The 25,284-nt window shown below is 68.5% G+C and carries 22 protein-coding genes; 2 read left to right on the top strand and 20 right to left on the bottom strand.

Features of this window, described 5'->3' with window-relative positions; all coding sequences use genetic code 11:
- Positions 1 to 80 precede the first annotated feature (80 nt).
- On the top strand, positions 81 to 1,820 hold the full coding sequence (locus ABNQ38_RS01785; protein ID WP_377805390.1) for a SulP family inorganic anion transporter: 1,740 nt from the start codon (positions 81 to 83) through the stop codon (positions 1,818 to 1,820).
- A 19-nt stretch (positions 1,821 to 1,839) separates the two neighbouring features.
- Here the strand turns inward: ABNQ38_RS01785 and rbsK are convergent, their stop codons facing one another.
- From rbsK to ABNQ38_RS01735, 10 genes are all read right to left on the bottom strand, one after another.
- The gene (gene rbsK, locus ABNQ38_RS01780; RefSeq protein WP_377805389.1) at positions 1,840 to 2,766 is read right to left on the bottom strand and encodes a ribokinase; all 927 of its coding nucleotides are present in this window, start codon (positions 2,764 to 2,766) and stop codon (positions 1,840 to 1,842) included.
- Entirely contained in the window at positions 2,763 to 3,779 is a 1,017-nt protein-coding gene (locus ABNQ38_RS01775; RefSeq protein WP_377805388.1) for a LacI family DNA-binding transcriptional regulator, read from the bottom strand. Before ABNQ38_RS01775 ends, rbsK begins: the two co-directional genes overlap by 4 nt.
- A gap of 93 nt (positions 3,780 to 3,872) precedes the next feature.
- The gene (gene rbsB, locus ABNQ38_RS01770; RefSeq protein WP_377805387.1) at positions 3,873 to 4,754 is read right to left on the bottom strand and encodes a ribose ABC transporter substrate-binding protein RbsB; all 882 of its coding nucleotides are present in this window, start codon (positions 4,752 to 4,754) and stop codon (positions 3,873 to 3,875) included.
- 86 nt (positions 4,755 to 4,840) lie between these two features.
- Positions 4,841 to 5,782, bottom strand: a complete 942-nt coding sequence (gene rbsC / locus ABNQ38_RS01765) for a ribose ABC transporter permease (RefSeq protein WP_377805386.1) — start codon at positions 5,780 to 5,782, stop codon at positions 4,841 to 4,843.
- 21 nt (positions 5,783 to 5,803) lie between these two features.
- Positions 5,804 to 7,300, bottom strand: coding sequence for a sugar ABC transporter ATP-binding protein (locus ABNQ38_RS01760; RefSeq protein WP_377805385.1), 1,497 nt, complete (start codon positions 7,298 to 7,300; stop codon positions 5,804 to 5,806).
- A gap of 14 nt (positions 7,301 to 7,314) precedes the next feature.
- Positions 7,315 to 7,734, bottom strand: coding sequence for a D-ribose pyranase (rbsD, locus tag ABNQ38_RS01755; RefSeq protein WP_377805384.1), 420 nt, complete (start codon positions 7,732 to 7,734; stop codon positions 7,315 to 7,317).
- A gap of 200 nt (positions 7,735 to 7,934) precedes the next feature.
- Complete coding sequence (locus ABNQ38_RS01750) at positions 7,935 to 8,309, bottom strand: hypothetical protein (RefSeq protein ID WP_377805383.1); 375 nt, start codon at positions 8,307 to 8,309, stop codon at positions 7,935 to 7,937.
- Positions 8,310 to 8,347: 38 nt separating this feature from the next.
- Positions 8,348 to 10,051, bottom strand: coding sequence for a copper resistance CopC/CopD family protein (locus tag ABNQ38_RS01745; protein ID WP_377805382.1), 1,704 nt, complete (start codon positions 10,049 to 10,051; stop codon positions 8,348 to 8,350).
- Between the two features lie 124 nt (positions 10,052 to 10,175).
- Positions 10,176 to 10,709 (bottom strand): YcnI family protein, encoded by a 534-nt coding sequence (locus ABNQ38_RS01740; RefSeq protein WP_174469471.1) that lies wholly within the window; start codon positions 10,707 to 10,709, stop codon positions 10,176 to 10,178.
- A 50-nt stretch (positions 10,710 to 10,759) separates the two neighbouring features.
- Positions 10,760 to 11,245 carry a DUF2946 family protein gene (locus ABNQ38_RS01735; protein ID WP_377805381.1) on the bottom strand — a complete coding sequence of 162 codons (486 nt, stop codon included), beginning with the start codon at positions 11,243 to 11,245 and terminating at the stop codon, positions 10,760 to 10,762.
- Between the two features lie 279 nt (positions 11,246 to 11,524).
- Here ABNQ38_RS01735 and ABNQ38_RS01730 point away from each other — a divergent pair, with 279 nt between their 5' ends.
- Positions 11,525 to 11,890, top strand: coding sequence for a hypothetical protein (locus tag ABNQ38_RS01730; protein WP_377805380.1), 366 nt, complete (start codon positions 11,525 to 11,527; stop codon positions 11,888 to 11,890).
- A 133-nt stretch (positions 11,891 to 12,023) separates the two neighbouring features.
- Here ABNQ38_RS01730 and ABNQ38_RS01725 read toward each other — a convergent pair whose 3' ends face one another.
- From ABNQ38_RS01725 to ABNQ38_RS01680, 10 genes are all read right to left on the bottom strand, one after another.
- Entirely contained in the window at positions 12,024 to 13,331 is a 1,308-nt protein-coding gene (locus ABNQ38_RS01725; RefSeq protein ID WP_377805379.1) for an AAA-associated domain-containing protein, read from the bottom strand.
- Positions 13,332 to 13,344: 13 nt separating this feature from the next.
- On the bottom strand, positions 13,345 to 15,105 hold the full coding sequence (locus ABNQ38_RS01720; RefSeq protein WP_377805378.1) for an ABC transporter permease: 1,761 nt from the start codon (positions 15,103 to 15,105) through the stop codon (positions 13,345 to 13,347).
- Positions 15,106 to 15,622: 517 nt separating this feature from the next.
- Positions 15,623 to 16,321, bottom strand: coding sequence for a response regulator (locus ABNQ38_RS01715; RefSeq protein ID WP_098736456.1), 699 nt, complete (start codon positions 16,319 to 16,321; stop codon positions 15,623 to 15,625).
- Positions 16,318 to 19,059, bottom strand: coding sequence for a DUF4118 domain-containing protein (locus ABNQ38_RS01710; RefSeq protein WP_377805377.1), 2,742 nt, complete (start codon positions 19,057 to 19,059; stop codon positions 16,318 to 16,320). Before ABNQ38_RS01710 ends, ABNQ38_RS01715 begins: the two co-directional genes overlap by 4 nt.
- A 132-nt stretch (positions 19,060 to 19,191) precedes the next feature.
- Positions 19,192 to 19,812, bottom strand: a complete 621-nt coding sequence (locus ABNQ38_RS01705) for a K(+)-transporting ATPase subunit C (RefSeq protein ID WP_377805376.1) — start codon at positions 19,810 to 19,812, stop codon at positions 19,192 to 19,194.
- 10 nt (positions 19,813 to 19,822) lie between these two features.
- The gene (kdpB, locus tag ABNQ38_RS01700; RefSeq protein ID WP_377805375.1) at positions 19,823 to 21,931 is read right to left on the bottom strand and encodes a potassium-transporting ATPase subunit KdpB; all 2,109 of its coding nucleotides are present in this window, start codon (positions 21,929 to 21,931) and stop codon (positions 19,823 to 19,825) included.
- A 14-nt stretch (positions 21,932 to 21,945) separates the two neighbouring features.
- Complete coding sequence (gene kdpA / locus ABNQ38_RS01695) at positions 21,946 to 23,655, bottom strand: potassium-transporting ATPase subunit KdpA (RefSeq protein WP_377805374.1); 1,710 nt, start codon at positions 23,653 to 23,655, stop codon at positions 21,946 to 21,948.
- 13 nt (positions 23,656 to 23,668) lie between these two features.
- Positions 23,669 to 23,758, bottom strand: coding sequence for a K(+)-transporting ATPase subunit F (locus ABNQ38_RS01690; protein ID WP_109448108.1), 90 nt, complete (start codon positions 23,756 to 23,758; stop codon positions 23,669 to 23,671).
- A gap of 270 nt (positions 23,759 to 24,028) precedes the next feature.
- Positions 24,029 to 24,238, bottom strand: a complete 210-nt coding sequence (locus tag ABNQ38_RS01685; RefSeq protein WP_377805373.1) for a hypothetical protein — start codon at positions 24,236 to 24,238, stop codon at positions 24,029 to 24,031.
- A gap of 198 nt (positions 24,239 to 24,436) precedes the next feature.
- Positions 24,437 to 25,036, bottom strand: coding sequence for a gamma carbonic anhydrase family protein (locus ABNQ38_RS01680; RefSeq protein WP_377805372.1), 600 nt, complete (start codon positions 25,034 to 25,036; stop codon positions 24,437 to 24,439).
- Between the last annotated feature and the right edge of the window lie 248 nt (positions 25,037 to 25,284).

The following is a 25,284-nucleotide window of genomic DNA, read 5'->3' as shown; positions in this document are numbered from 1 at the left end:
CATCCCATCGACCGCGCGACGGCGACCGCCGACCTGATGCCGACGATCCCGCCGCCTTATTTCAGAAGGCCGCCGGACAGATGACCGCACCGATTTCCCATCGACCGAGCTTTGCCGAGCTGTTCACGCCGAAGCTCGTCACCATCCTGCACGAGGGCTACGGGCTTTCGAACCTTCGCGCCGACGCCATCGCCGGGCTGACGGTGGCCATCGTCGCGCTTCCGCTGTCGATGGCGATTGCCATCGCCTCGGGCGCATCGCCGGCACAGGGACTCTACACGGCGATCTTCGGCGGTTTCTTCGTCTCCGCCCTGGGCGGCAGCCGGTTCCAGATCGGCGGTCCTGCCGGCGCCTTCATCGTGCTGGTCGCCGCCACGGTGCAAGCGCATGGCATGGACGGTCTGATCCTCGCCACCCTGCTGTCCGGCCTGATGCTGGCGGCCATCGGCCTTCTGCAGCTGGGAACCTACATCAAATTCATGCCCTATCCGGTGACGGTCGGCTTCACCGCCGGCATCGCCGTGATCATCTTCGCCAGTCAGATCAAGGATCTCCTCGGCCTGACCCTGAGCGGGCCGGAACCCGGGCCTCTGCTTGAAAAGCTGCCGGTGCTATGGTCGGGCCTGCCGACCGCCGACCCGGCGTCGGTCGGGCTGGCGCTGGCGTCCGTCGGCATCATCGTCGGGTTGAAGGCAGTGCGGCCCCATTGGCCGGGCATGCTGATCGCGGTTGCCGGCAGCGCCGTCGTGACCGCCGCCTTCGGCCTCGACGTCGCGACCATCGGCACCAAGTTCGGCGGCATTCCGTCGGGCCTGCCGATGCCGGCCCTGCCGGCGATCACGCTCGAAAAGATTCAGGCGGTTCTGCCGAGCGCCATCTCGTTCGCGCTGCTCGGCTCCATCGAATCGCTGCTCTCGGCGGTGGTCGCCGACGGCATGACCGGGCGCCGCCACCGCTCCAACTGCGAACTGGTCGGGCAGGGCGTCGCCAACATCGCGTCCGGCCTGTTCGGCGGCATCTGCGTCACCGGCACCATCGCCCGGACGGCGACCAACGTACGCGCCGGCGCCCACGGGCCGGTCGCCGGCATGCTGCACGCCGTGTTCCTGCTGGTCTTCATCCTGGTCGCGGCACCGCTCGCCAGCTTCATTCCGCTCGCCAGCCTTGCCGGCGTCCTGGCCGTCGTGTCGTGGAACATGGTGGAGAAGCCGGCCATCGCCGCCCTCCTGCGCGCCTCGCGCGGCGATGCCGCGGTGCTGCTGACCACCTTCCTGCTGACGATCTTCACCGGCCTGACCGAAGCCATCGTCATCGGCTTCGCGCTCGGCTCGGTGCTGTTCATCCACCGCATGTCGACGATCACCGCCATCGAAAGCCAGACACCCTTCGTTGCGGAGGACAGCGCGGACGGCGCCCTGGTCGCCCGCAAGCCCTACGATCAGGGTGCCGCCGATCCCGAGGTGGTGATCTACCGGATTTCCGGCGTGTTCTTCTTCGGGGCGGCGGCGTCCATCGGTTCGGTGCTCGACCGCATCGCCGATACCCACCGGGTCCTGATCGTCGATTTCAGCGCCGTGCCGTTTCTCGATTCGACCGCGGCCAACACGATCGAGGGGCTGGCGCACAAGGCGGCGCGGCGCGGCGTGAAGCTGATCCTGACCGGGACCAGCCACGCCTCGCGTCAGGCGCTGTTCAGCCACGGGCTGAAACCGCCCCTGGTCAGCTATGAGCGGACCATCGACGTCGCCCTGCACAAGCTGCGGCGGGACGAGGCCGCGTCGAATGCCGGGGATGGAGCGGTGACCCAGGACGCCGTGTAGCGGCGCGGGGCAACACCGATCACCCCAGCAGCGCCGCCACCTCCGCCAGCGTCGGGGCCGAGTCCGCAGCACCGGCGCGGGTGGTGGCGAGCGCCCCGCAGGCGGCGGCGAAGCGCACCGCGCCAGCCAGATCGTCGCCGCGGGCGAGCGCGAAGGCGAGCCCGCCGTTGAAGCAGTCGCCGGCCGCGACGGTGTCGACCGCCGTCACCGGGAAGGGCGGGATGAAGCCCTGCTGCCCCAGGCCGCGGAAGTAGACGCCCTTGGCGCCCATCTTGACGATGGCGATGGACAGGCCGCGCTCGGCCAGCCGCTCCGCCGCCACGGCGGCCTCGTCCGGGGTCGTCGGCCGCAGCCCGACCAGGGATTCGGTCTCCGTCTCGTTCGGGGTCATGGCATCGACGGCCCGGAAGATTTCGGCGGCCAGCCCGCCATGCGGGGCCGGCGCCGGGTCCAGGATGATGCGGCCGCCGCCGGCCCGCACCGCGGTCGCCGCAGCCAGACCGGCGGCGAGCGGGGTTTCCAGCTGAAGCAGCAGCACGGACGCTTCGGCGAACAGCGGGGCGGCCTGCGCCACGTCCTGTCCGCTCACCGCCATGTTGGCGCCGCCGATCACGGTGATGCAGTTCTCGCCAGAGGATTCGACGCCGATCACCGCGATCCCGGTCGGGTTGGCCGGGTCGTTCGACAGGCGGCCGGTCCGCACGCCGAAGCCGGCCAGCCGGCTGCGCGCCATCTCGCCGAAGGCATCGCCGCCGGTCCGGCCGACCATCTCGACCGTTCCGCCCAGCCGGGCGGATGCTGCGGCCTGGTTGGCGCCCTTGCCGCCCAGCCCCATGGCATAGCCGGTGCCATGCACGGTCTCGCCGGGACGGGGAAGCCGGTCGGAATAGGCGCAGACGTCGATGTTGACGCTGCCGAAGACGACGATAGGGCGGTTTGACGTCATGAGAGCCTCGCACAGGGCCAGCCGACCGAGGCGCGGAGCACGAGGTCGGGCGGCAGGGACAACAGGTCGGGCAGGGGCCGGCCGTCTTCGAGATGGTCGATCAGCAGCTCCGCCGCGCGGGCGCCCAGCAGGCCCGCGGATTGGCGGATGGTGGACAAGGGCGGGGTGAGGTAGGCGGCCAGTTCGATATCGTCGTACCCCAGCACCGACAGGCGGTCCGGCACGGCCAGCCCACGTTCGGCCGCGGCGCGCAGCACGCCGGCCGCCATCAGATCGTTGAAGGCGAAGACCGCCTCCGGCGGCTCCCCCCCGTCGAGCAGCGATGCCGCCGCCGCGTAACCGCCGGCAATGGTCAGGTCGGCCTCGCGCAGCAGCCCCGGCTCCAGCGTCAGCCCGGCCTTGCCCAATTCCTCGACGAGGCCGGCCAGCCGGGCGCGGGAGCGCGGATGGCGCCCCGGGCCGGTGATGCAAGCGATGTGGCGGAAGCCGCGTTCCGCCAGCAGCCGGGCCGCCAGCCGTCCGCCCATCACCGAATCGTCGGTCACCGTGCAGGCGCCCGGATGCGGATCGGTGTCGAGCAGCAGCAGCGGCAGGTTGGGCGCCCGCGCCTGCACATTGTCGAGAAAGCCGGGATCGGCGTTGCTGGTCAGCACCGCAAGCCCGTCGATCCGCCGGTTGTGTAGGGCCTCGAAGGCGCGGAGCTGCTTGTCCGGCTCATCGTCGGTGTTGCACAGGATCAGGCTGTAACCGCGGTCGGAACTGACCGTCTCCAGCCCGTGGATCACATGGGCGAAGAAGGGGTTGGAACTGGCGGTGACGATCATCCCGAGCGTGCGGGTGCGGTTGCCCTTCAGCGCCCGCGCGATGCCGTTCGGCGTGTAGCCCAGCTGGTCGATGGCGGCGCGCACCAGCTGCTCGGTTTCCGGCGCCACGAAGCGGGTGGCGTTGATGACGTGGGAGACGGTGCTCATCGACACGCCGGCCTCGCGGGCCACATCCCTGATCGTCACCATGCCGCCACTCTCCTCAACACATTCCGCTCCCTCCGGCGCAAGCTTCGTCGGCGCCAGCCTCGTCGGCCGTGCCGGCAGGGGCGGGCTCGTGCTTTACTTCGTCACCATCTTCAACTCAACCGGCGTGAAGGCTGGGACCTTCTCGCCCTTCAGGACCTTGTCGGCGGTCTCGACACCCTTCTCGCCGATCAGGCCGGCCTGCTGGGCGACCGTCGCCGTCAGGCTGCCGGCATTGACCGCCGCGACGCCCTCGTCGGTGCCGTCGAAGCCGACCACCGGGATCTTGCGGCCGGACGCCTGGATCGCCTTGGCGGCCCCCAGCGCCATCTCATCGTTGTGGGCGAACACTACGTCGATCTTCTGCTGGGCCTGGAGGATGTTCTCCATTACGTTCAGGGCCTTGGTGCGGTCGAAGTCGGCCGGCTGGCTCGCCACCACCTTCAGGCCGCTGGCCTTGTCCACCACCTCGTGGAAGCCCTTGCCGCGGTCGCGGGCGGCCGACGCGCCCGGCAGGCCCTGCAGTTCGACGACGGCGCCCTGGCCCTTCAGCATGTCGACAACCAGCTGGCCGGCCATCCGGCCGCCGGCGACGTTGTCGGACGCGATGTGCGACGCGACCTCGCCGCCATTGGCCGAGCGGTCGAGCGTCACCACCGGGATCTTGGCGCGGTTGGCCGAACGGACCGCCGAGCGGACGGCGTCGGAATCGGTCGGATTCACCAGCAGAAGCTTGACCTTCTTGTTCACCACATCCTCGACATTGGCCAGTTCCTTGGCCGGGTCGTTCTGGGAATCGAGGACCAGCAGGTTATAGCCCAGCGCCTTGGCCTTGGTTTCCGCCCCGTTCTTCAGCGTGACGAAGAACGGGTTGTTGAGGGTCGAGACGACCAGGGCGATGGTGTCGGCCGCCTGGGCGTTGGCCGTGGCGAGCAGGGCGGTGGCGGCGACGGTGGCCGCGGTCAGGAGCTTACGCATGGTTGGAGTCCTTCCTCATCGTTCTTGTTCGTCTGATTGGGCCAGGCAACGGGTCCAAAGGGAGCCGATCCGGTGAAACGGTCGCCTTACGGCGACTTGCGGCTGTCGGCGAGCACCGCGAGCAGGATGACCGCGCCCTTGGCGATCATCTGGTAATAGGAGGAGACGTCCATCAGGTTCAGCGCGTTGTTCAGCACGCCGATGATGAGGGCGCCGACCAGCGTGCCGAACAGGGTGCCCTTGCCGCCGGACAGGCTGGTGCCGCCGACCACGACGGCGGCGATGGCATCCAGCTCGTAACCGGCCCCGGCGGTCGGCTGTGCGCTTTCCAGCCGGGCGGTCAGGATGACGCCGGCCAGCGCCGCCAGCAGCCCCGACAGAGCGTAGATCGTCGTCTTTTCCAGATTGACCCGGATGCCGGACAGCCGCGCCACCACCTCGTTGCCGCCGACCGCATAGGTGTAGCGGCCGAAGCGGGTACGGGTCAGGATAAGGCCGCAGACGGCGAAGACCGCCGCCGCCACGACCACCGGCACCGGAATGCCGAGCAGATAGCCGCCGCCGACGCTCCAGAACGCATCGGCCGCCGCACCGGTCCCGGTGGTGATCGGCCGCCCGTCGGTGAAGACCAGCGTGGCGCCGCGCAGCATCGTCATCGCGACCAGCGTGGCGACGAAGGGCTGCACGCCGCCGGTGCCGATGACGACGCCGTTGATGGCGCCCAGACCGGCCCCCAGCAGCAGGCTGAGTGGGATCGCCAGCCAGATCGACAAGTCACCCGCCACCAGCCAGGCGCAGACGGCGCCGCAGAAGGCCAGCACCGATCCGACCGACAGGTCGATGCCGCCGGACAGGATGACGTAGGTCATGCCGACCGCGATCACCGCGTTGATCGAGGTCTGCCGCAGGATGTTCAGCAGATTGTCGACGGTCATGAAGCTGGGGCTCATGACCGCAACGGCGGCCATCAGCACGATCAGGCCGACCAGCGGCTTGTTGCGGGAGAGGAAGCGTTTCAGCGTGGTCATCGTCGTCTCTCTTCCTGCCCGTCAGCCGATCGCGCAGGCCATGATCTTTTCCTGGGTCGCCTCGTCCCGGCCGAAGCGGCCGGTGATCCGCCCGCCCGCCATCACGAGAATGCGGTCCGACAGGCCCAGCAGCTCCGGCATGTCCGACGACATCAGCAGGATGCACAGGCCCTTGGCCTTCAGATCGTTGATGAGGCCGTAGATCTCGCGCCGTGCGCCGACATCGACGCCGCGCGTCGGCTCGTCGAGGATCACGATTTTGGGCGACAGCATCAGCGCCTTGGCCAGCGAGATTTTCTGCTGGTTGCCGCCGGACAGCGTCCGCACCTCCGCCCCGATGCCGTGCGCCTTGACGGCGAAGGCGGCCATGAAGCGGTCTACGGCGGTCCGCTCGTCGGCCTGCCGGACGACACCGCCGGGGCCGCAAAGCTGCTTGAGCGCCGCCAGCGACATGTTGGTGCGGATCGAGTGGCCCTGGATCAGCCCCTCGGCCTTGCGGTCTTCGGGCACATAGGCGATGCCGGCGGCGACGCCGTTGCGGGGATGGCGCAGCCTGACCTCGCTTCCATCGACGCGGACGCTGCCGGCGTGCAGGCGGCTGGCGCCGAAGATCGCCTTGCCCAGTTCGGTCCGTCCGGCACCCATCAACCCGGCAAATCCCAGAATCTCGCCACCGGCGGCGCTGAAGCTGACGTCGTTCACGCCGTCGGCGCTCAATCCCTCCACCGTCAGCCGCTCGGCCCCGGCGGGGCAGGGCAGATAGGGGTACTGGTCGGTGATCGAGCGGCCGACCATGTGGCGGATCAGGGCCGCCTCGTCGAAATCGGCGACCGCCCCGCGATGGACCATGTGCCCGTCGCGCAGGACCGTGACGCTGTCGCACAGCGCGAAGATCTCGCCCAGCCGGTGCGAGATGTAGACGATGCCCTTGCCGTCGGCCTTCAGGCCGCGGATGACCTCGAACAGGACGGCGGTCTCGACGTCGGTCAGCGCGTCGGTCGGCTCGTCCATGACGATCAGTTCGGCGTTCAGCGACAGGGCGCGGGCGATCTCGACCATCTGCTGCTGCCCGACGCTGAGGCTTCCGACCGGACAGTCCGGATCGATGGTCTGGCGCAGCCGCTCCAGCAGGGCCTTGGCTTCGCGCCGCATGCGGCTGCGGTCGATCAGGCCGAGCCGGTTGCGCGGCTCGCGCCCCAGCCAGATGTTGTCGGCCACCGACAAATGGGGCAGCAGGTTCAATTCCTGATGGATCATCGCGATGCCGGCGTCGATGGCCTGCCGCGGCGCGGTGAAGCGCACCGGCTGGCCGCGGAACGTCATCGCGCTGGAGCTGTCGGGCTGGACGATGCCGGTGACGATCCGCATCAGCGTCGATTTGCCGGCGCCATTCTCGCCGATCAGGGCCATGACCTCGCCGGCGCGCAGGCGGAAATCCACCCCGTCCAGCACCGTCACGCCGTTGAAGCCTTTGCCGACCCCCTGGAGATCGAGCAGGAATCCGGATCGGGAATCCATCACGCCCTCTGCGTTCAGAAGGTTACACCGGAATAGAGAAGGATGTTGGCGTAGGGGCTGCATTCGCCCGTGCGCACGACAGCGGCGGAGGACACGGTCAGCCGCTTGAACTCCTCATGGGGGACTTCCTCCAGCGCGATCTGCCGGCCCTGCGCCGCGGCCATGCGGTCCAGGCGGACGGACAGCTGGGCGCGCAGGGACGGATTCACGATTGCCATCTCGGTCGCGATCACCGCGCGCTCCACCATCATCTCCTCCGCCACCGCGTCGAGGATTTCGAGGAAGGAGGGCAGGCCCGGCGTCACCGCGAGGTCGATCCGTTCCGGCCCGGCCGGAATCGGCAGCCCGGCATCGGCGATGACCAACGCCTGCGTATGGCCGAGCGAGGCAATCGCATGGCTGAGCGGGGCATTGAGAAGGCCAATCCGTTTCATCGCAAAGCGGCTCCAACTGGGCAGGACAGGCCGAAGCTAGCGTCATCGAAACGTTTGCGCAAACGTTTGCGTTGCTGCGCCGCACCAAATCCGCGCGCTTTGGCCGACGGCGCGATGCTGTGCCGTCGGTCCGGGGAATAAGAAATGTCGGTCTTCAGTGACTTATGCGCCGGGCTTGCCTGCGCGTGACCGGCCGCCGCTCAGACGGCGTAGGTGCCGTCGAACAGGTCGCCGAGGGCGAAGCGCGTGAGTGCCCGCAGTCGCGCCACCCGTCGATGTTTCTCGCGACCGGTCACGAAGTGACAGCGACGGCAAAGCCGGTGATGGTCTTCAGCGGCCATCCTTGCCGCTGCCGACTGACGGTAGAGACCGACAACCGCACGTGAGTGACGCAGACGGGCGTAGTCGACGACATCCGGCCAGGACGCCTGGTCGCCGTTGGCGTCGATCCACCCGTTGTCGGGCGACAGCCAACGGCCGTCGGGCAGGCAACGAAGCATCTGCCCATGTGGCCGGCCGCAATGGTCACAGCGGAGATCGATGGACGGGCTGGAGTTGTCAGCGCTGTTGGCCATGGGATCGAAGACCGTGGATGGCGGGACCGGGCTCGATTCTAGCGAAGCTTCGGGCTTGTGGGAATCCCCTCCGTGCTTGCCGGCGTTTCCCTGATTGGAACCTCCGTCTGGAACACCCGCTTGTCGAAATCGTCGATCAGCACCTCAAGACGCAACGACCATTGCCCGGCCAGCGGAAGCGTCGTGTCGTCGGCTCCGAAGAAGCCGGGACCGAAGCTCGTCAGGGCATGCCGCAGCGGAGCCACACCCGCCGAAGGAAGCTCCCAATTCATCGTCACCTCACGGGCTGCAACCGGTTTGCCGTCCTCGTTCTGAAGGTGAAGCCGAACGCCATTGCGCCCGGGACTGGCCGGGCCGACGTCGATGAGGGCGATGAGCCCGCCTTTCACCGTGACGGCGGAAAAGCCTGCCGGCGGCTTCTCCTCGCTTGCATGGAGTGCGCGTGGCGGCGGCGTCAGGGCGAAGGCCGCCGTCAGCAGCAGGGCGGTGCCTGCCGCCGCCATCTCCAGGCCGATGCTCCGCCGCAGGGACCTGACGGCGCGGCCACCATTCCGGTCGCCACTCCGGTCCAGGGCAGGGGTCAGGACTTGCCGGTTCCATGCCGCCTGCCCGAGCAACAGCAGGACCGCCAGCATCTTGCCCAGCCATACCCAGCCATAGCCGCTGGACAGCACGGCCTGGACGGACTGGAGTTGGATCGCGGACAGAACCATGCCGGCTCCGGCCAGAATGGCCACGGCACCGATGGCGATGCGCGAGAAGCGGCGGGTCAGCCTTGCGGCCTCGGCCGGGGATTCCAGGCGCAGTGCCATGGACAACGGCCAGAAGGCGCCGACCCAGAAGGCGGCCATCAGCCCATGCAGGCCGACGAGCGGCGCACTCAGCCAGCGGGGAGGAGCCGTGGCGGCGTGGCCGGTGGCGGCCAGCGAGGCGGCCCCCAGCAATGCCCCCGCCACCAGCAGCGCCGGTCCCATCGCAGAACGGGCCTCGATGGCCAAGCCGCAAGCCGAGCAGAGCAGGGCCAGCAGAGCGATGCCGGCGCTGAGGCCGACGCTGCTCCCCGCCCCTGTGGTCCAGGGGGCTCCTGTCGCCAGGGCGGCAAGCGGCTGGCCGGCCAGAGTCGCACCGGTCACTCCCACCAGCAGCACCGCCGACAGGCCGGCCACCAGCAGCATCAGGCAGAGAGCAGGCTTCAGGCGGTCGTTGAGCGGTGCCCATCGCCCGGTCACCAGCACCAGAAACAGTCCGCCCCCGGTTCCGGCCAGCAGGGCGGCATAGTGCATTGCCCGCAGCAGAAGCCCGGCGAAGGCGGCAGCCCGGGACGGATCGTCCACCGGCGGCGTGCCGGTCGTCGGTGCCGGCGTCACGCCGATCCCGAACGTGAATGAGCCTGCGACGGGATGCCCATCCGCGGAGGTGACGCGATAGCTGGCGACGTACAGACCCTTCGACAGACCCGGCGGCAGGGCGAGGCGGACGCGGTTGTTCTCCGCCAGCGCACCCTGCGGATCGGCCATGTCCCGCCCCTGCTGGTCAAGCAGCTGGACGTGGATGGGAGTGACGGGCTCATTGAACTCCAGCGACAGGGCTGCCGGCGCGGCGTCGAGGCTGGCGCCGTCGGCCGGCATTGACTCCATCAGGACTGCATGAGCCCAGCCGGCCCGCGGCAGGGTGGCGAGGAGCAGCACGGCGAAGAAGAGGACGGACAGGCCCGTAAGCCTGCGACGCGGGCTGGGACGCATGAGGATGCCTCGCTATCGGGAAAGGCGAGGGCCGCGGAAGAGAGGCGGCCAAGGGGCTGCATGCCGTGTAGCCATCGCGGCAGTCGGCATGCAGCCCGATCTTCCGGCCGGTGCCGGGGCGCCGTCAGTGCTGCTTGGGTTCGGTCAGCTTGAGGCCCGGTGCCGGCTCCCGATAATCGTCCGCCGGTTTGCCGGCTTCGGGGATCTCGATCCAGCGGTGGACGCCCTTCTCGCACTCCTGCACCACCGGGATGTATAGCATGGTGCCGGCGGGCTGCTTGGGCAGCACGACCTGAAAGACGAACTCGTCGTACCAGGCGTCGGGCAGGCTGCCGCCGGTCCAGGCGATTTCGGTGACGCCCTGGGTGATGCTGCGGCCGTGCGACTCATAAGGCTGGGCGTAGGGGCCTTCCTTGGTCGCCAGGGTCCAGCCCGGCTTCGGCATCGGCTTGGCCAGCACCGCCCCGTCGGGCAGGCGGACGCGGATGGCGGTGGTCGGCGAACCGTCGCAGCCGTGGCCGACCTTGAGCACCGCCTTGTAATAGCTGCCGGCCGGCGCTTCGCGGGTTTCCAGCGTGACATGCGCAGCGGCGCTGCCGGCGGACAGGGCAAGGCAAAGGGTCCCGGCGGCGAGCGCCAGGGAAATGATGCGGGTCATGATGCGCTCCTGAACGGAATGATGGTCCGATGACGACGGGGAATAGGCCGTCACACTGGCGGAGCGCGGGGATTGAGACAGGTCAGGAAATGGTCGTCCGGGCGAATGCCGGCGGCAGCCGGTGCGGCAACCGGCATGCGATGGACGGCCTGCGGTCGGATGACAGCGGAACCGGGGAGCAGGCCATGGGTGCCGAGCGCAAGGCAGAAGGCGCAGAGGCCGTCATGATCCATGACGGGATGGCTGGAACCGTCATGGCCTCCGCCACCATAGTCTCCGCCAGCCAGCCCTTCGCTGTCCTGTGCATCGGATGGGAGGGGGCCGCAATGGTCGGCTGCCGTCGGGGCGGTCAGGAACCCGGCCGGCAATCCGGCTTGCGCCCGCGCTGCCATGGCCAGATCGGGAACCGCCACCTGGATCAGCAGAGCCAGGACGGCAAGCCAGCCGACCAGTGCGCGGCGCAGTCCAACCGTACCGGCGGAAACGCCGATCCGGATGGAGGCATGCGTGTTGCGCGCGGTCTGGCGGCGAGCCATACGGAGGAGCCGGCTGTTGCGGAAAGCCGCAACCAACCTTCACGCGCAGCCTCGTCCAGTCAAGCCATTCGGCGGTGGCGGGACGATTTGACCACCCTTCCCGATGGTGTGCGGGCGGTCGCCGGCAGCTCGTGCCCTGAGTTGTGCTGTCTCCGCCTGATCTCGCGCCACTCGCGAGACGCGACTCACACAATCAGCTTATCCCATTGTCGCATTCCGCTTCTTCCTGGCCTGTGCTCAGATCGGGCGTGCCTTGAGCAACCCAAGGGAGGAAAAACCATGAAGCGAAACAGCCTGATCCCCATCCTGCTGCTGTGCGCGGGATCGTTCGTCACGGCGGCGCAGGCCCAGACGGCGCAGACGCTGAAGTTCTGGAACCTGACCACGGAAACCATCACCGAGCTGAAGCTTGCCGAACCCGGCACGAACAAGTGGGGCAAGAACCAGACGCTGAACGACAAGGACAAGACGGTCGAGGCCGATGAGCGCCTGAAGCTCAGCGATGTCAAGCCGGGGACCTGGGATGTCAGCATGAAGGACAAGAAGGGGCGCACCTGCGTCCTGCGCAACGTCGCTCTGTCGGGGACCGAGGCCTATGCGTTTTCGATCAGCGAAGACGACGTGAAGAAATGCGCCCGCAAATGAGCGGCTGCCATCTCTGACCTGCGGACAGCACCGGGAAGATGCCGGACCGGACAGCCGACGGGACGCGTCGGTGCCGATCCGGCTTTCGCTGATGTGACGGGGCCGGCTCCAGTGAACGGATCCGTCTGCCCGTTCAGTCCGCATTCTCGAACGCGAAGGTCTCGGTCTCGTCGTCGTAGGTGAACAGCTCGGCATAGCGTGCCCAGCTGGTGACCGCCTTCAGCGTTTCCTCGGCATAGCCTTCGCTCATGAAGGGCGTCAGCTCGGCCCGGATGCGGCTGCTCGGCACACGCTGCGTCGCCGGTTCCTTCAGTAGGCCGTGGATGTGGGCCACCAGCGGCACGTAGCGGGTCAGATGCTCCGCGAACAGCCGCTTGCGGTCCTCCAGGCCAGATTCGGCGAACAGCCGGCCGGGCTCGGTCAGGTGGATGTCGCCTTCCGCCACCTCCGCCAGACCCAGCATCTGCAACGTCTCGGCAATCGGGAACAGGTCGTCGATCTCATGCTGGAGTGCTGCGGCCAGATGCGGCAGGTCCGCCTTGCCATGGTAGGCCGGCGAGGCCAGCGTCTCCAGCAGGCCGGCCAGCAGGTTGGTCGACACATGCTCCAGCGGCACGGCATGGGCCGGCGGCTGCTTGGCGGCCGGCGACGACGCCACCAGCGGCTTGCGCGCGGTCATCCGGCCATAGATGTCGTCCACCATGGCGCGGAACTGCGGGTCCAAGCGGTTGCGCGGATGGGGGATGTTCACCCCGATCTCGGCCGCCACCCGGCCGGGGTTGGAGGAGAAGACCAGGATGCGGTCGCACATCAGCACCGCCTCCTCGATGTTGTGGGTCACCATCAGGATCGACTTGATCGGCAGCCGCCGCTCCATCCACAGGTCGAGCAGGTCGGTGCGCAGCGTCTCCGCCGTCAGCACGTCCAGCGCCGAGAAGGGCTCGTCCATCAGCAGGATTTCCGGATGGACCACCAGCGCGCGGGCGAACCCCACCCGCTGGCGCATGCCGCCGGACAGCTCCTTGGGATAGGCGGATTCGAAGCCGGACAGGCCGATCAGGTCGATGGCCTCCTCGGTCCGCGCCTCGGCCTCGCGGGCCGGAACTCCCTTGGCCTTCAGGCCGGCCATGACGTTCTCCCACACCGTCAGCCAGGGGAAGAGCGCGAAGGTCTGGAAGACCATCGCCACCCCGTCGGTGGGGCCGGCGACCGGTTTGCCATGATGGTGGACGGAGCCGCCGGTCGGCTTGACCAAGCCGGCGACGATGCGCAGCAGAGTCGACTTGCCAGAGCCGGAGCGGCCGAGCAGCCCGACGATCTCGCCGTCGCGCAGGGTCAGATCGACGTTGTCGAGCACGAGGTAATCCTGCCCCGACGGCTTGGCATAGGCCTGACGGACGCCGCTCAGTTCGAAGATGGTGGTGTTGCGGGTGTTCAGCATGGCAGGGTCCCCCTCAGGCGAGGCGCAGGCGGCGCTCGGCGAACGCATAGAGCGGACGCCACAGCAGACGGTTGAACAGGATGACGAACAGCGACATGACGGCGATGCCCAGCACGATGCGGGGGTAATCACCGGCCTCGGTGGCCCGGGCGATGTAGCTGCCCAAGCCATGGGCGGTCAGCCGGGTGTCGCCCCAGTTCACCGCCTCTGCCACGATGCTGGCGTTCCACGACCCGCCGGACGCGGTGACCGCCCCGGTGACGTAGTAGGGGAAGACGCCCGGCAGCATGACATCGCGCCACCATTGCCAGCCGCGGATGCGGAAATTGGCCGCCGCCTCCTTCAGGTCGCCGGGAAAGGCGGTGGCCCCGGCGATGACGTTGAACAGGATGTACCACTGGGTGCCGAGGATCATCAGCGGGCTGAGCCAGACATCCGGGTTCAGGTCGAAGCGGACGATGGCGACCACCGCCACCGGGAACAGCAGGTTGGCCGGGAAGGCGGCGAGGAACTGGGCGGCCGGCTGGACCTTTTCTGCCAGCCGGGGGCGCAGCCCGATCAGCACCCCCAGCGGGACCCAGACCAGCGTCGCCACCGCGATCAGCACGATCACCCGCAGCAGCGTGGCGCCGCCGAGCAGAAGCACGGTGCCGACATCGCCCCAGTCGACGCCGGACGAGACGAAGGCGATCATCGACCAGCCGGCCCACAGGCCCACCACCGTCAGCAGCAGGTACCAGACCACGTCGACGGCCCGCGCCGGCACCCGGTCGAGCAGCCCGCCGACCGTCCGCAGGCCGCCTGCCGCACCGCGGCGCGCACCGCCCACCGGCAGGCGCAGCCAGACCAGCCGGCCGAACAGGCGGTCGAGCGGTGCGAAGACGGCGCGGAAGAAGCGGGTGCGCTGGAACAGGGTGAGCAGCCAGGACTCCGGGACCTCCTGCGCTCCGGTCAACTCGACCCTGAACTTGTCGGCCCAGGCGACCAGCGGACGGAACAGCAGCTGGTCATAGGCTAGGATGACCAGCAGCATCGCCAGCACTGCCCAGCCGACGGCGTCCAGCCGCTGCCCGTCGATGGCCTTGGCGAGGTAGGAGCCGATGCCGGGCAGAGTGATGGTGTGGTCGCCGACGGTGATCGCCTCCGATGCGACGACGAAGAACCAGCCGCCGGACATCGACATCATCATGTTCCACACCAGCCCAGGGGCCGCATAGGGCGCCTCCAGCGTCCAGAAGCGCTGCCAGCCGGAAAAGCCGAAGCCGGTCGCCGCCTCGTCCAGGTCGCGCGGAACGGTGCGCAGCGACTGGTAGAAGCTGAAGGCCATGTTCCAGGCCTGGCTGGTGAAGATGGCGAAGATCGCCGCGCATTCTGCTCCCAGCACGCTGCCCGGGAAAAGCCCCAGGAAGAAGACGACGGTGAAGGAGATGTAGCCGAGCACGGGCACCGACTGGAGCACATCCAGCACCGGGATGAGCAGCATGCCGGCCCGCCGGCTCTTGGCCGCCAGCGTGGCATAGGTGAAGGTGAACAGCAGCGACGCCACCATCGCCGCCAGCATCCGCAGGGTCGACCGCAGGGCGTATTCCGGCAGCATCCAGGGGTCCAGCGTGACCGGCACCTCCTCGACGCTGTTCAGCGGCAGGGCCATCTGATGGCCGCCGATGGCGAGCAGGGCCAGCAGGCCGATGACCAGCGGCAAGGCGACAACGTCCCACCGGTTCGGCGCGGCGTCGGTCGCCTTCACCGAAACATTCGTGTTGATCCAGACCATGACTATCCATCCTGCGGTCCCGTCGCGGGATCGGCCGGCAAGGAAAACGGTGGCGGCGCGGCAGAGGCGCCGGTGCGGATTTTCAGGAGGAGTGGCGTGGAGTCAGCGACTTGGCGGGCGCAGGTCGCCCGTCACGGAAAAGCACACGCGCCCGTCGGGGCGGCGGCGCATGGAAACCGGGATGGTGAGGAGCTTCACCATGGTCCACCTCTGATCGGCCCGAAGACGACGGGCCGCGGGTGGACCCCTTCAAGAGGTCAGCCCGCGAACGGCGTCGTCAGGGGAATGTGAGTAGATCGACTACTGGGGCTGTCCATCTCTTGCCTTTTCGATCCGGCCGCTGGCCCGGCGGGTGGGGCGGAGGGAACGATCATGCGGTGACGATGCCGCCCCTCTACTCCCCTGGCCGGCCAAGGTCAAGAGCGGGAATCGACCTGCAATCACCCGTCATCGAATCGTCATGAAACCATGTGCCGGCGGCCGTCGCGGGGCGGTCGGCGGGGAAAGCGCGGTCGCTTCAATCGGGTGCGCGCAGACGGTATCCGACCCCCGTCTCGGTCAGGATGTGGTGGGGCCGCTCGGGGTCGGGCTCGATCTTCTGCCGCAACTGACGGATGTAGATCCGCAGATACTGGATGTCGGTTTCGCCGCCCCACACCTCCTTGAGGATGAAGCGGTGGGTCAGCACCTTGCCGGCATGCGCCACCAGTAGCCGCAGCAGGTCGTATTCGCGCGGCGACAGCTTCACATCCTCGCCGCGCACGGTGACGATGCGCCGGACCAGATCGACCGTCAGGTCGCCGCTGCGGAACAGCGGCCGTTCCCCCTGCTGTTGCAGCTTGTGGCGCATGGCCGTGCGGATACGGGCCAGCAGTTCCTCCACCCCGAACGGCTTGGTCACATAATCGTCGGCTCCGAGATCGAGCGCCTCGACCTTTCCGGCCTCGTCGACCCGGCTGGACAGCACGATGATCGGCAGGGTCACGCCGCTTCCGCGCAGGCGACGGATGACCTCCAGCCCGTCGATGCCCGGCAGCCCGAGATCGAGGACCAGCAGATCGGGGGAGCGCCGCCGCACCTCCTCCAGCGCCTTGGTCCCGTCCTCCGCCTCGACGATGTCGTATCCCTGGGCGGTCAGGCTGGTGCGCAGAAAGCGCCGGATCGGCGGTTCGTCATCGACGACGAGCACGCGCAGCGGGATGGAGTCCGATTTCATGCCGCGGCTTCCTCTTCATATCCGGACATGTCGGCTGCCTTGGGGAGGGTCAGGGTGAAGACGGCGCCGCTCCGGTCGCGGCGGTTGCCGGCCGTGACCGTCCCGCCCATCGCCTCGACGAAGCCCCGGCAGATCGCCAGCCCCAGCCCAGTGCCGGCGCGCTGCCGGTCCTGGGCATGGACACGGTAGAACTTGTCGAAGATGCGCTCCACATCCTCGGGCGGTATGCCGCCGCCCTCGTCCAGCACCTCGATGCGGACGAAGGCGGCGTCCTGCCGTCCGCGCACCGTGATCGTCGAGCCGGCCGGCGCGTATTTGCCGGCATTGTCGAGCAGGTTGAACAGCGCCTGCTCGATCAGCACGGCATCGATGTCCACCATCGGCAGGCCGGCGGCTAGATCGACCTCGACCCGATGGCCGGCGAGGATGCGGGACACCCGCTCCAGCGCGCTGCCGACCACCTCGGACAGGTCGACCGCACCGGTGCGCGGCCGGATGGCCCCGGATTCCAGCCGGGTCATGTCGAGCAGGTTGGCGATGAAACGGTTGAGACGCTCCGCCTCCTCCTGGATGGTCGCCGCGAGGTCGCGCCGGTCCTCCTCGTCCATCATCGGTCCATAGCCGACGAGGCTGGTCGCCGAGCCCAGGATGGAGGCCAGCGGCGTGCGCAGGTCGTGTGAGATCGAGGTGAGGAGGGCCGAGCGCAGCCGTTCGGTTTCCGCCGCCAGCTTGCTGCGGTCGACATCCTCGGCCAGCGTCACCCGTTCGATCGCCAGGGCGGCCTGATCGATCAGCGCGTCGAGAAGCCGGCGCTCATCCGGCGTCAGGTAACCGCCGGTCCGCCCCTTTCCGCCGCCGGTGTCGATGCCGACCACCCCGACGACGCCCCGCCCGGTGCGCATCGGCAGGAACAGCCACTTGGCGCCGGGCAGCGTGTCCGCGCCCTTGCCGGTCGGCCGGTTGTTCTCCCAGGCCCACACCGCCGCGGCCAGATCGGCATCCTCGATGACATCCTCCGGCGGATAGCCGGCCCGGACCGCCACGCTCCCGTCCTCGGGCAGCAGCAGGACGACATGGACCTTCAGCATGGCGGCGATCTGGTAGGCGGTGGCCCACAGCAGATCGTCCATGGTCACCACGCCGGCCAGCTTGCGGCTGAACTGGTAGAGGTCTTCCGTCGTCTTGGCGCGCAGCCTCGCGGTCACCGCCTGGGCGCGGACACGGGCGGTCAGGTTGCTGGCGATCACCGAGACGACGGCGAAGACCAGCAAGGCGACGATGTTCTCCGGATCGGAAATGGTGAAGGTGTAGAGCGGCGGCAGGAAGAAATAGTTGAAGGCGAGAACACTGATCACGCTGGCATAGAGCGACGGGGCCAGCCCGCCGGTGACGGCGCTTGCCAGCACGGCGGTCAGGAAGACCAGCGCCATGTTGTTGAGCGCCAGCACCCGATGCAGCACATGCCCGGCGCCCAGCGCCGCCGCGACATAGCCCGTGCTGGCGACGTAGGGCCACCATGCGAAGGCCCGCTGCCGGGCCGCCTCCGTCCTGACCGTTCTGGCGGGAAGCGGGGTGCCGGAACTGGCAGCGATGACGTGCACGCTGATGTCGCCCGCCCGGCGGATCAGGCTGTGCGCCACGGACCCGTGCAGCAGTTCCGACCAGCGCGGACGGGTGGATTTGGCGATGACGATGTGCGTGACGTTGTTGGTCAGCGCATAGTCGACGACGGTGTCGGCGATATCGCTGCCGGGCAGCGTGACCGCCTCGCCGCCCAGCCGCTCCACCAGGCGCAGCGTGTCGGCGATGCGGTCGCGGTCGGCTTCGCTCAGGCGCAGCGCCCGGCTCGTCTCGACATGGATGGCGCCCCAGCGGGCGCGCAGCCGCTCTGCCTGACGGCGGGCGTAGCGCACCAGGGCGCCGCCGCTGGCGTCCTCGTTGATGCAGACCAGCAGCCGCTCGCCGGCAGCCCAGGGGCCGGAGATGGCGTGCGCCTGCATGTGGGTCAGCAGTTGCTCGTCGACGCGGTCGGCGGTGCGCCGCAGTGCCAGTTCGCGGAGTGCCGTCAGGTTTCCGGGCGAGAAATAATGCCGGATCGCCCGCTCGGCCGTGCGCGGGACATAGACCTTGCCCTGCTGGAGGCGCTGGATCAGGTCGTCGGGCGCGATGTCGATGACCTCGATGTCGTCGGCCCGGTCGAGGATCGAGTCCGGCACCGTCTCGCGGACGCGGACGCGGGTGATCTTGGCGACGACGTCGTTCAGGCTCTCGACATGCTGGATGTTCAGGGTGGTGTAGACGTCGATGCCGGCGGCCAGCAGTTCCTCGACGTCGAGATACCGCTTCGGATGGCGACCGCCGGCGGCGTTGGTGTGGGCCAGCTCGTCGACCAGCACGATCTTCGGGCGGCGGGCGAGGATGGCGTCCACATCCATCTCGGTCAGGACATGGCTTTTGTGCTCGATGGTGCGGCGCGGAACCACCTCCAGCCCGGCGACCAGCGCCTCCGTCTCGCGCCGGCCGTGGGTTTCGACCACCCCGATGACGATGTCGACGCCATCGCGGCGCTTGGCCTGGGCGGTTTGCAGCATCTCGAAGGTCTTGCCGACGCCGGGGGCGGCACCAAGAAAGATCTTGAGCCGTCCCTGCGCCTCCTTCGCCGCCTGGCGCAGCAGCGCGTCGGGAGATGGCCGGCCGGCGCGGTCGCCCTGAATGCGGTCGCCCTGTTCGTCGGTCATGGCATCGTCCCCTTCCCCTCCCCCCGCTCCAGAAGCGGTCCCAAACCCGGCCGCAAGCCCGGCTATGGCTTACTCCGCCGGCCGTTGCGGGGATAGCCGATTCCGACAGTCCCGTTGCACTGCCCCCGCCGGTTACTTGCCTCCTGCTGTTTTGCCGGCCGTCCGATCCAGGGCGAGGTTGAGCGCCAGGACGTTGACGGTCGGCTCGCCCAGGAAGCCGAGCGGGCGCGGGGTGGTGGTATCGGCGACCAGCTTGCGTACCGCATCTTCCGTCAGGCCGCGGGCCTTGGCGACGCGCGGCACCTGGAAGTCGGCGGCGGCCGGCGACAGGTCGGGGTCGAGACCGCTGCCCGATGTGGTCACCAGTTCCACCGGGACCGGGACGCCGGGATGTTCGGCCTTCAGCTTTTCGGCGTCGGCCTGCACGCGGTCGACCAGCGTCCTGCTCGTCGGGCCGAGGTTGGAGCCCATCGAGTTCGCCGCGTTGTAGGGGGCCGGCACGGTCTTGGCCGGATCGGCGGGGTCGGCGCCGGTGGTGGCCGAGGGGCGCGGGTGGAAATAGCCCGCGCCGGTGAAATCCTGCCCGATCAGGCTGGAGCCGACGATTGTCCCGTTCTGCTCGATCAGGCTGCCGTTGGCCTGATGCGGAAACAGGACTTGCGCGGCGCCGGTGACGGCCAGCGGATAGGCAAGCCCGGTGATTGCCGTCAGGGCGACGGTCATCACCAGGGCGGGACGCAGATCCTTCAACATGACAGGCTCCTCAAACAAGGCCGGCGGCGGTGACGATCAGGTCGATCGCCTTGATGCCGGCGAAGGGCACCACGAGGCCGCCCAGGCCGTAGATCAGCAGGTTGCGGCGCAGCAGCGAGGCGGCACCGACGGCGCGGTAGCGCACGCCGCGCAGGGCCAGCGGGATCAGCGCCACGATGATCAGCGCGTTGAAGATGATTGCCGACAGGATGGCGCTTTCCGGGCTGTGCAGCCCCATCACGTTCAGCGCCTGGAGCTGCGGGTAGAAGGCGAGGAACATCGCCGGGATGATGGCGAAATACTTCGCCACGTCGTTGGCGATGGAGAAGGTGGTGAGCGCCCCGCGGGTCATCAGCAGCTGCTTGCCGATCTCGACGATCTCGATCAGCTTCGTCGGGTCGCTGTCGAGATCGACCATGTTGCCGGCCTCGCGTGCCGCCACCGTGCCGGTGTTCATCGCCACCCCGACATCGGCCTGGGCCAGCGCCGGCGCGTCGTTGGTGCCGTCGCCGCACATGGCGACCAGCTTGCCCTTCGCCTGTTCGTCGCGGATCAGCTGGAGCTTGGCTTCGGGCGTCGCCTGGGCGAGGAAATCGTCCACCCCGGCCTCGGCGGCGATGGCGGCGGCGGTCATCGGGTTGTCGCCGGTGATCATCACCGTGCGGATGCCCATCTGGCGCAGGGCGGCGAAGCGTTCGCGGATGCCGCCCTTGACGATGTCCTTCAGGTGGATGATGCCGAGCAGCCGTCCGTCGCGCGCCACCGCCAGCGGCGTGCCGCCGGCCTTGGCAACCCGTTCCGCGATGGCGAGGATCTCGCGCTCCGCCGGGCCGGCGGCCGGGTGCAGCGTGGTGACCCCGCGCCCGCCGGCCACGGCGACGCGCTGCGCCCCGTTGACGTGGGCCAGAACCGCGTCCACCGCACCCTTGCGGATCACCGTGCCGTCGGTGTCGATGCCGCTGATGCGGGTCTGGGCGGTGAAGGGGACGAAGTAGGCGTGCATTTCCTCCATCCTGCGGGCCCGGATGCCGTAGTCCTCCTTGGCGAGCACGACGATGGAGCGGCCTTCCGGCGTCTCGTCGGCCAGCGAGGCCAGTTGGGCGGCGTCGGCCAGTTCCTCCTCGCCGACGCCGGCGACCGGCAGGAACTCGGCCGCCTGGCGGTTGCCCAGCGTGATGGTGCCGGTCTTGTCGAGCAGCAGCGTATCCACGTCGCCCGCCGCCTCCACCGCCCGGCCGGACATGGCGAGCACGTTGAAGCGGACCAGACGGTCCATGCCGGCGATGCCGATGGCCGACAGCAGAGCGCCGATGGTGGTCGGGATCAGCGTGACGAACAGCGCCACCAGCACCAGCACGCCGACCGAACCGCCAGCATAGGCGGCGAAGCTGGGGATCGTCGCCACCGCGATGACGAAGACGATGGTCAGCCCGGCCAGCAGGATGTTCAGCGCGATCTCGTTGGGGGTCTTCTGGCGCTGGGCGCCCTCCACCAGCGAGATCATGCGGTCGAGAAAGGTCGAGCCGGGGGCGGCGGTGATGCGCACCTTGATCTGGTCGGACAGCACCTGGGTCCCGCCGGTGACGGCCGAGCGGTCGCCGCCGCTCTCGCGGATGACCGGAGCGGATTCGCCGGTAATGGCGGCCTCGTTGACCGAGGCGACGCCCTCCACCACCTCACCGTCGGACGGGATGATGTCGCCGACCTCGACCAGCACGAGGTCGCCGGGCTTGAGGGCGGTGGCGGGCACCGTGCGGACGGTGCCGTTTTCCAGCTTTTTGGCGCTGGTCTCGGTCCGGGTCTTGCGCAGGCTGGCGGCCTGGGCCTTGCCGCGTCCTTCCGCCACCGCCTCGGCGAAGTTGGCGAAGATCAGCGTGAACCACAGCCAGACGACGATCTGGATGGCGAAGCCGGAGACGCCGGCACCGCTCACCGCGTCGCGCAGGACCAGCAGGGTGGTGAGCGCCGCCACCACCTCGACGCAGAACATCACCGGGTTGCGGATCATCTGGCGCGGGGAAAGCTTGGCGATGGAGCCGCCGATGGCCGGCACCAGGATGGCGGGATCCAGCAGGGTGCTGGCTGAAGACCGGCCCAACCGTTTGCTTTTGGCATGCATGGGAGCGTTCCCGATCAGAAGAGGGTGCCGGCGGTCATCGCCAGATGCTCGACCACCGGGCCGAGGGCGAGAGCCGGGAAGAAGGTGAGGCCGCCGACGATCAGGATGACGCCGACCAGCAGCCCGACGAACAGACCGTCATGGGTGGGGAAGGTGCCGGCCGAAACGGGCGCACGGGCCTTGGACGCCAGCGAGCCGGCAATCGCCATCATCGGCACGATGACCAGGAAGCGGCCGACCAGCATGGCGATGGCCAGCGTGACGTTGTACCAGGGCGTGTTGCCGGTCAGTCCGCCGAAGGCGCTGCCGTTGTTGGCTGCACCCGAGACATAGGAGTAGAGCGCTTCGGAGAAGCCGTGCGGCCCGGCATTGGCCATCGACGCGGTGCCGGTGTCGAGCACCACCGCCACGGCGGTGAAGCCCAGCATCATCAGCGGCAGGCAAAGGATGGCGAGCATGGTCATCTTGACCTCCTTCGCCTCCAGCTTCTTGCCGAGATATTCCGGCGTGCGGCCCACCATCAGTCCGGCGACGAACAGCGCCACGATGGCGAACAGCAGCATGCCGTAGAGGCCGGCGCCGACGCCGCCGACGATGATCTCGCCCAGCATCATGTTGATCATCGGCACCATGCCGCCCAGCGGCATGAAGCTGTCATGCATGGCGTTCACCGCACCGCAGGAGGCGGCGGTGGTGACGGTGGCGAAGAGCGCCGTCGCGGCGATGCCGAAGCGGGTCTCCTTGCCCTCCATGTTGCCGGCGCTGCCGTCGATGCCGAAGGACGTGAAGGCCGGGTTGCCCTGCGCCTCGGCCCAGTAGGCGACGCCGACGCCGGCGACGAACAGCAGGCCCATGGCGGCCAGGATCGCCCAGCCCTGGCGCTCGTCGCCGACCATCCGGCCGAACAGGTTGGTCAGCCCGGCGCCCAGCGCGAAGATCGACAGCATCTGGACGAGGTTGGTCAGCGCGTTGGGGTTCTCGAAGGGGTGGGCGGAGTTGGCGTTGAAGAAGCCGCCGCCGTTGGTCCCCAGCATCTTGATCGCCTCCTGCGAGGCGACGGGGCCGAGCGAGATGGTCTGCTTCGCCCCTTCCAGCGTGGTGGCGTCGACAGCACCCACCAGCGTCTGCGGCACGCCCTGCCAGACCAGGAACAGCGCATAGACGATGCACAGCGGCAGCAGGACATAGAGGGTGGCGCGCGTCAGATCGACCCAGAAATTGCCAACCGTGCGGGCAGAGCTGCGGGCGAAGCCGCGGACCAGCGCCACCGCCAATGCGATGCCGGTGGCGGCCGAAACGTAATTGTGGAAGGTCAGCCCGGCCATCTGCACCAAATGGCCCATGGTGGTCTCGCCGCCGTAATTCTGCCAGTTGGTGTTGGTGGTGAAGCTGGCCGCGGTGTTGAAGGCGAGATCGGCGGGCACCGCCGCCATGTCCTGCGGGTTCAGCGGCAGGACATCCTGGAGGCGTTGCAGGGCATAGAGCAGCAGCATACCGGCGGCGCTGAACAGCAGCATCGACACGGCGTAGGTCACCCAATGCTGCTCGGTGCGCTCGTCGACGCCTGCCAGACGGTAGAGGGAGCGTTCGACGGGTCCCAGGATGGGGGAGAGCAGTGTGCGCTCGCCGGCGAAGACGCGCGTCATGAAGCCGCCCAGGGGCCGCGTCATCGCGACGACCAGGGCGAGGAAGACCAGGATCTGGATCCAGCCGTTGACGGTCATGGGATGGGTCTCCTCAGAACCGTTCGGGGCGGATCAGGGCATAGACCAGATAGACCAGCAGTCCGGCGGTCACGAGGCCGGCCAAGGCATAATCGAGAGACATGGCGCCGCTCCCCTCACAGCCGGTCGCAGGCATGGACATAGGCGACCGCCGCGGCGAAGAAGCCGACGGTGAGCGCAAGAAACAGCAGGTCGAGCATCGTAGGGGTCTCCGGAATTGCGTCCCCCTCGCCTTGACGGTGGCGGGGAGGTCCGACCCTGTGAGGGTGCGCCGGAGCCGCGTATAGATTCGATGGGGGACGGCAGGGCCGGAAAATATACGGCCCGTATATGCCGCTGGCCGTCCGGGCATCCGCGCGACCGCCTTCGCCGGTCAGGCCCCGATCCACAAGGCCAGCACCTGCAGGGCAAAAGCGATCAGCAGGAATGCGGCGACGGTGACCGCCGCCTCGCCCAGCACTGCGCGTGGGGAAGGGAATGCCTCATGGGAGGGGGCGGCCGATGTCCGCGGATCGCAGTCTTCCATGCGCGCCGGGGCAGGCATGGTCCGGTCGAGCAGCGCGAGAGGCGATTTTCCTTGCATGACAGCCTCGCAGTCCAGAGGCGGCCAATGGCCGCTATCCCACTGAGAAGAAGGCCACGGGGCATATAAATGCGATGGGGGGCGTGACGTCTGGAAATATACGGCCGCGCTATACGCGGGCTCGGTCAGGGCTGTCGGCGGTGCCGCAACGGGCAGGTGGGGCGACGTCCGTTCGGATCGAACGCCGCCCCGGCCCTGTCATCCGCGTCCCGACGCAGCCCGTGCCAGGCCGGCATAGTGGCGCACGTCGAAGGCGATGAACTCCACCTCGGCGTCGGTGACGTCGCGCAGATGCCTGGCCGGACTGCCCGCCCAAAGCTGGCGGGCGGGGATGCGCTTGCGCGGGGTCAGCACCGCGCCGGCCGCCAGCATGGCGCCGCTTTCCACGACCGCCCCGTCCAGCACGATTGCGCCGATGCCGACCAGACAACCATCCGCCAGCGTGCAGCCGTGCATCCGCACGCCATGGCCGATCACCACATCGGCGCCGATGACGGTCGGATACTCGTTCAGCATGACATGGATGATGGTGCCGTCCTGGATGTTGGTGCGTGGCCCCACCGTGATGCTGTGGTCGTCGCCGCGAAGCACGCAGCCGTACCAGACGCTGGCCTCCGCCCCGATGGTGACGTCGCCGACCACCACCGCGCCGGGGGCGATGTAGGCGTCGGCGGCGATGCGCGGCCATACTCCCTTGACGGGCTGGATGATGGCGCCGGGGTGACGGGCGAGCAGAGCCTCCCCGGTTTCGAAGGCCCCGGTTTCGAAGGTCGCTTCGGTTACACTCTCGGTGGTCATTGGTTCTTGTCCTTTTTGGCCCTGCCGGGTCTTGGATCCGGTCGGGAAACAGCCGGTCGATGTCGGCCCGAGTGTAGCCCAGTCCGGCCGGCAGCGTCGCGCCCCTGCGCGGTTCCAGTTGGCGGTCGCAGGCTGTCCGTCTTTCTCCCCCGGAAAGAGAAGAATCTTGCAAATGAGAATCAGTATCATTATCAAGGTTAGGGCTGCGTGGACCGCGTCGGGGGCGTTGGAACTTTGGCAGGCACAAT

Source organism: Azospirillum sp. A29, from assembly GCF_042604625.1.
In the GTDB taxonomy this organism is placed as follows: Bacteria; Pseudomonadota; Alphaproteobacteria; order Azospirillales; family Azospirillaceae; genus Azospirillum; species Azospirillum palustre.
This window is presented reverse-complemented; position numbering and strand designations above follow the sequence as displayed.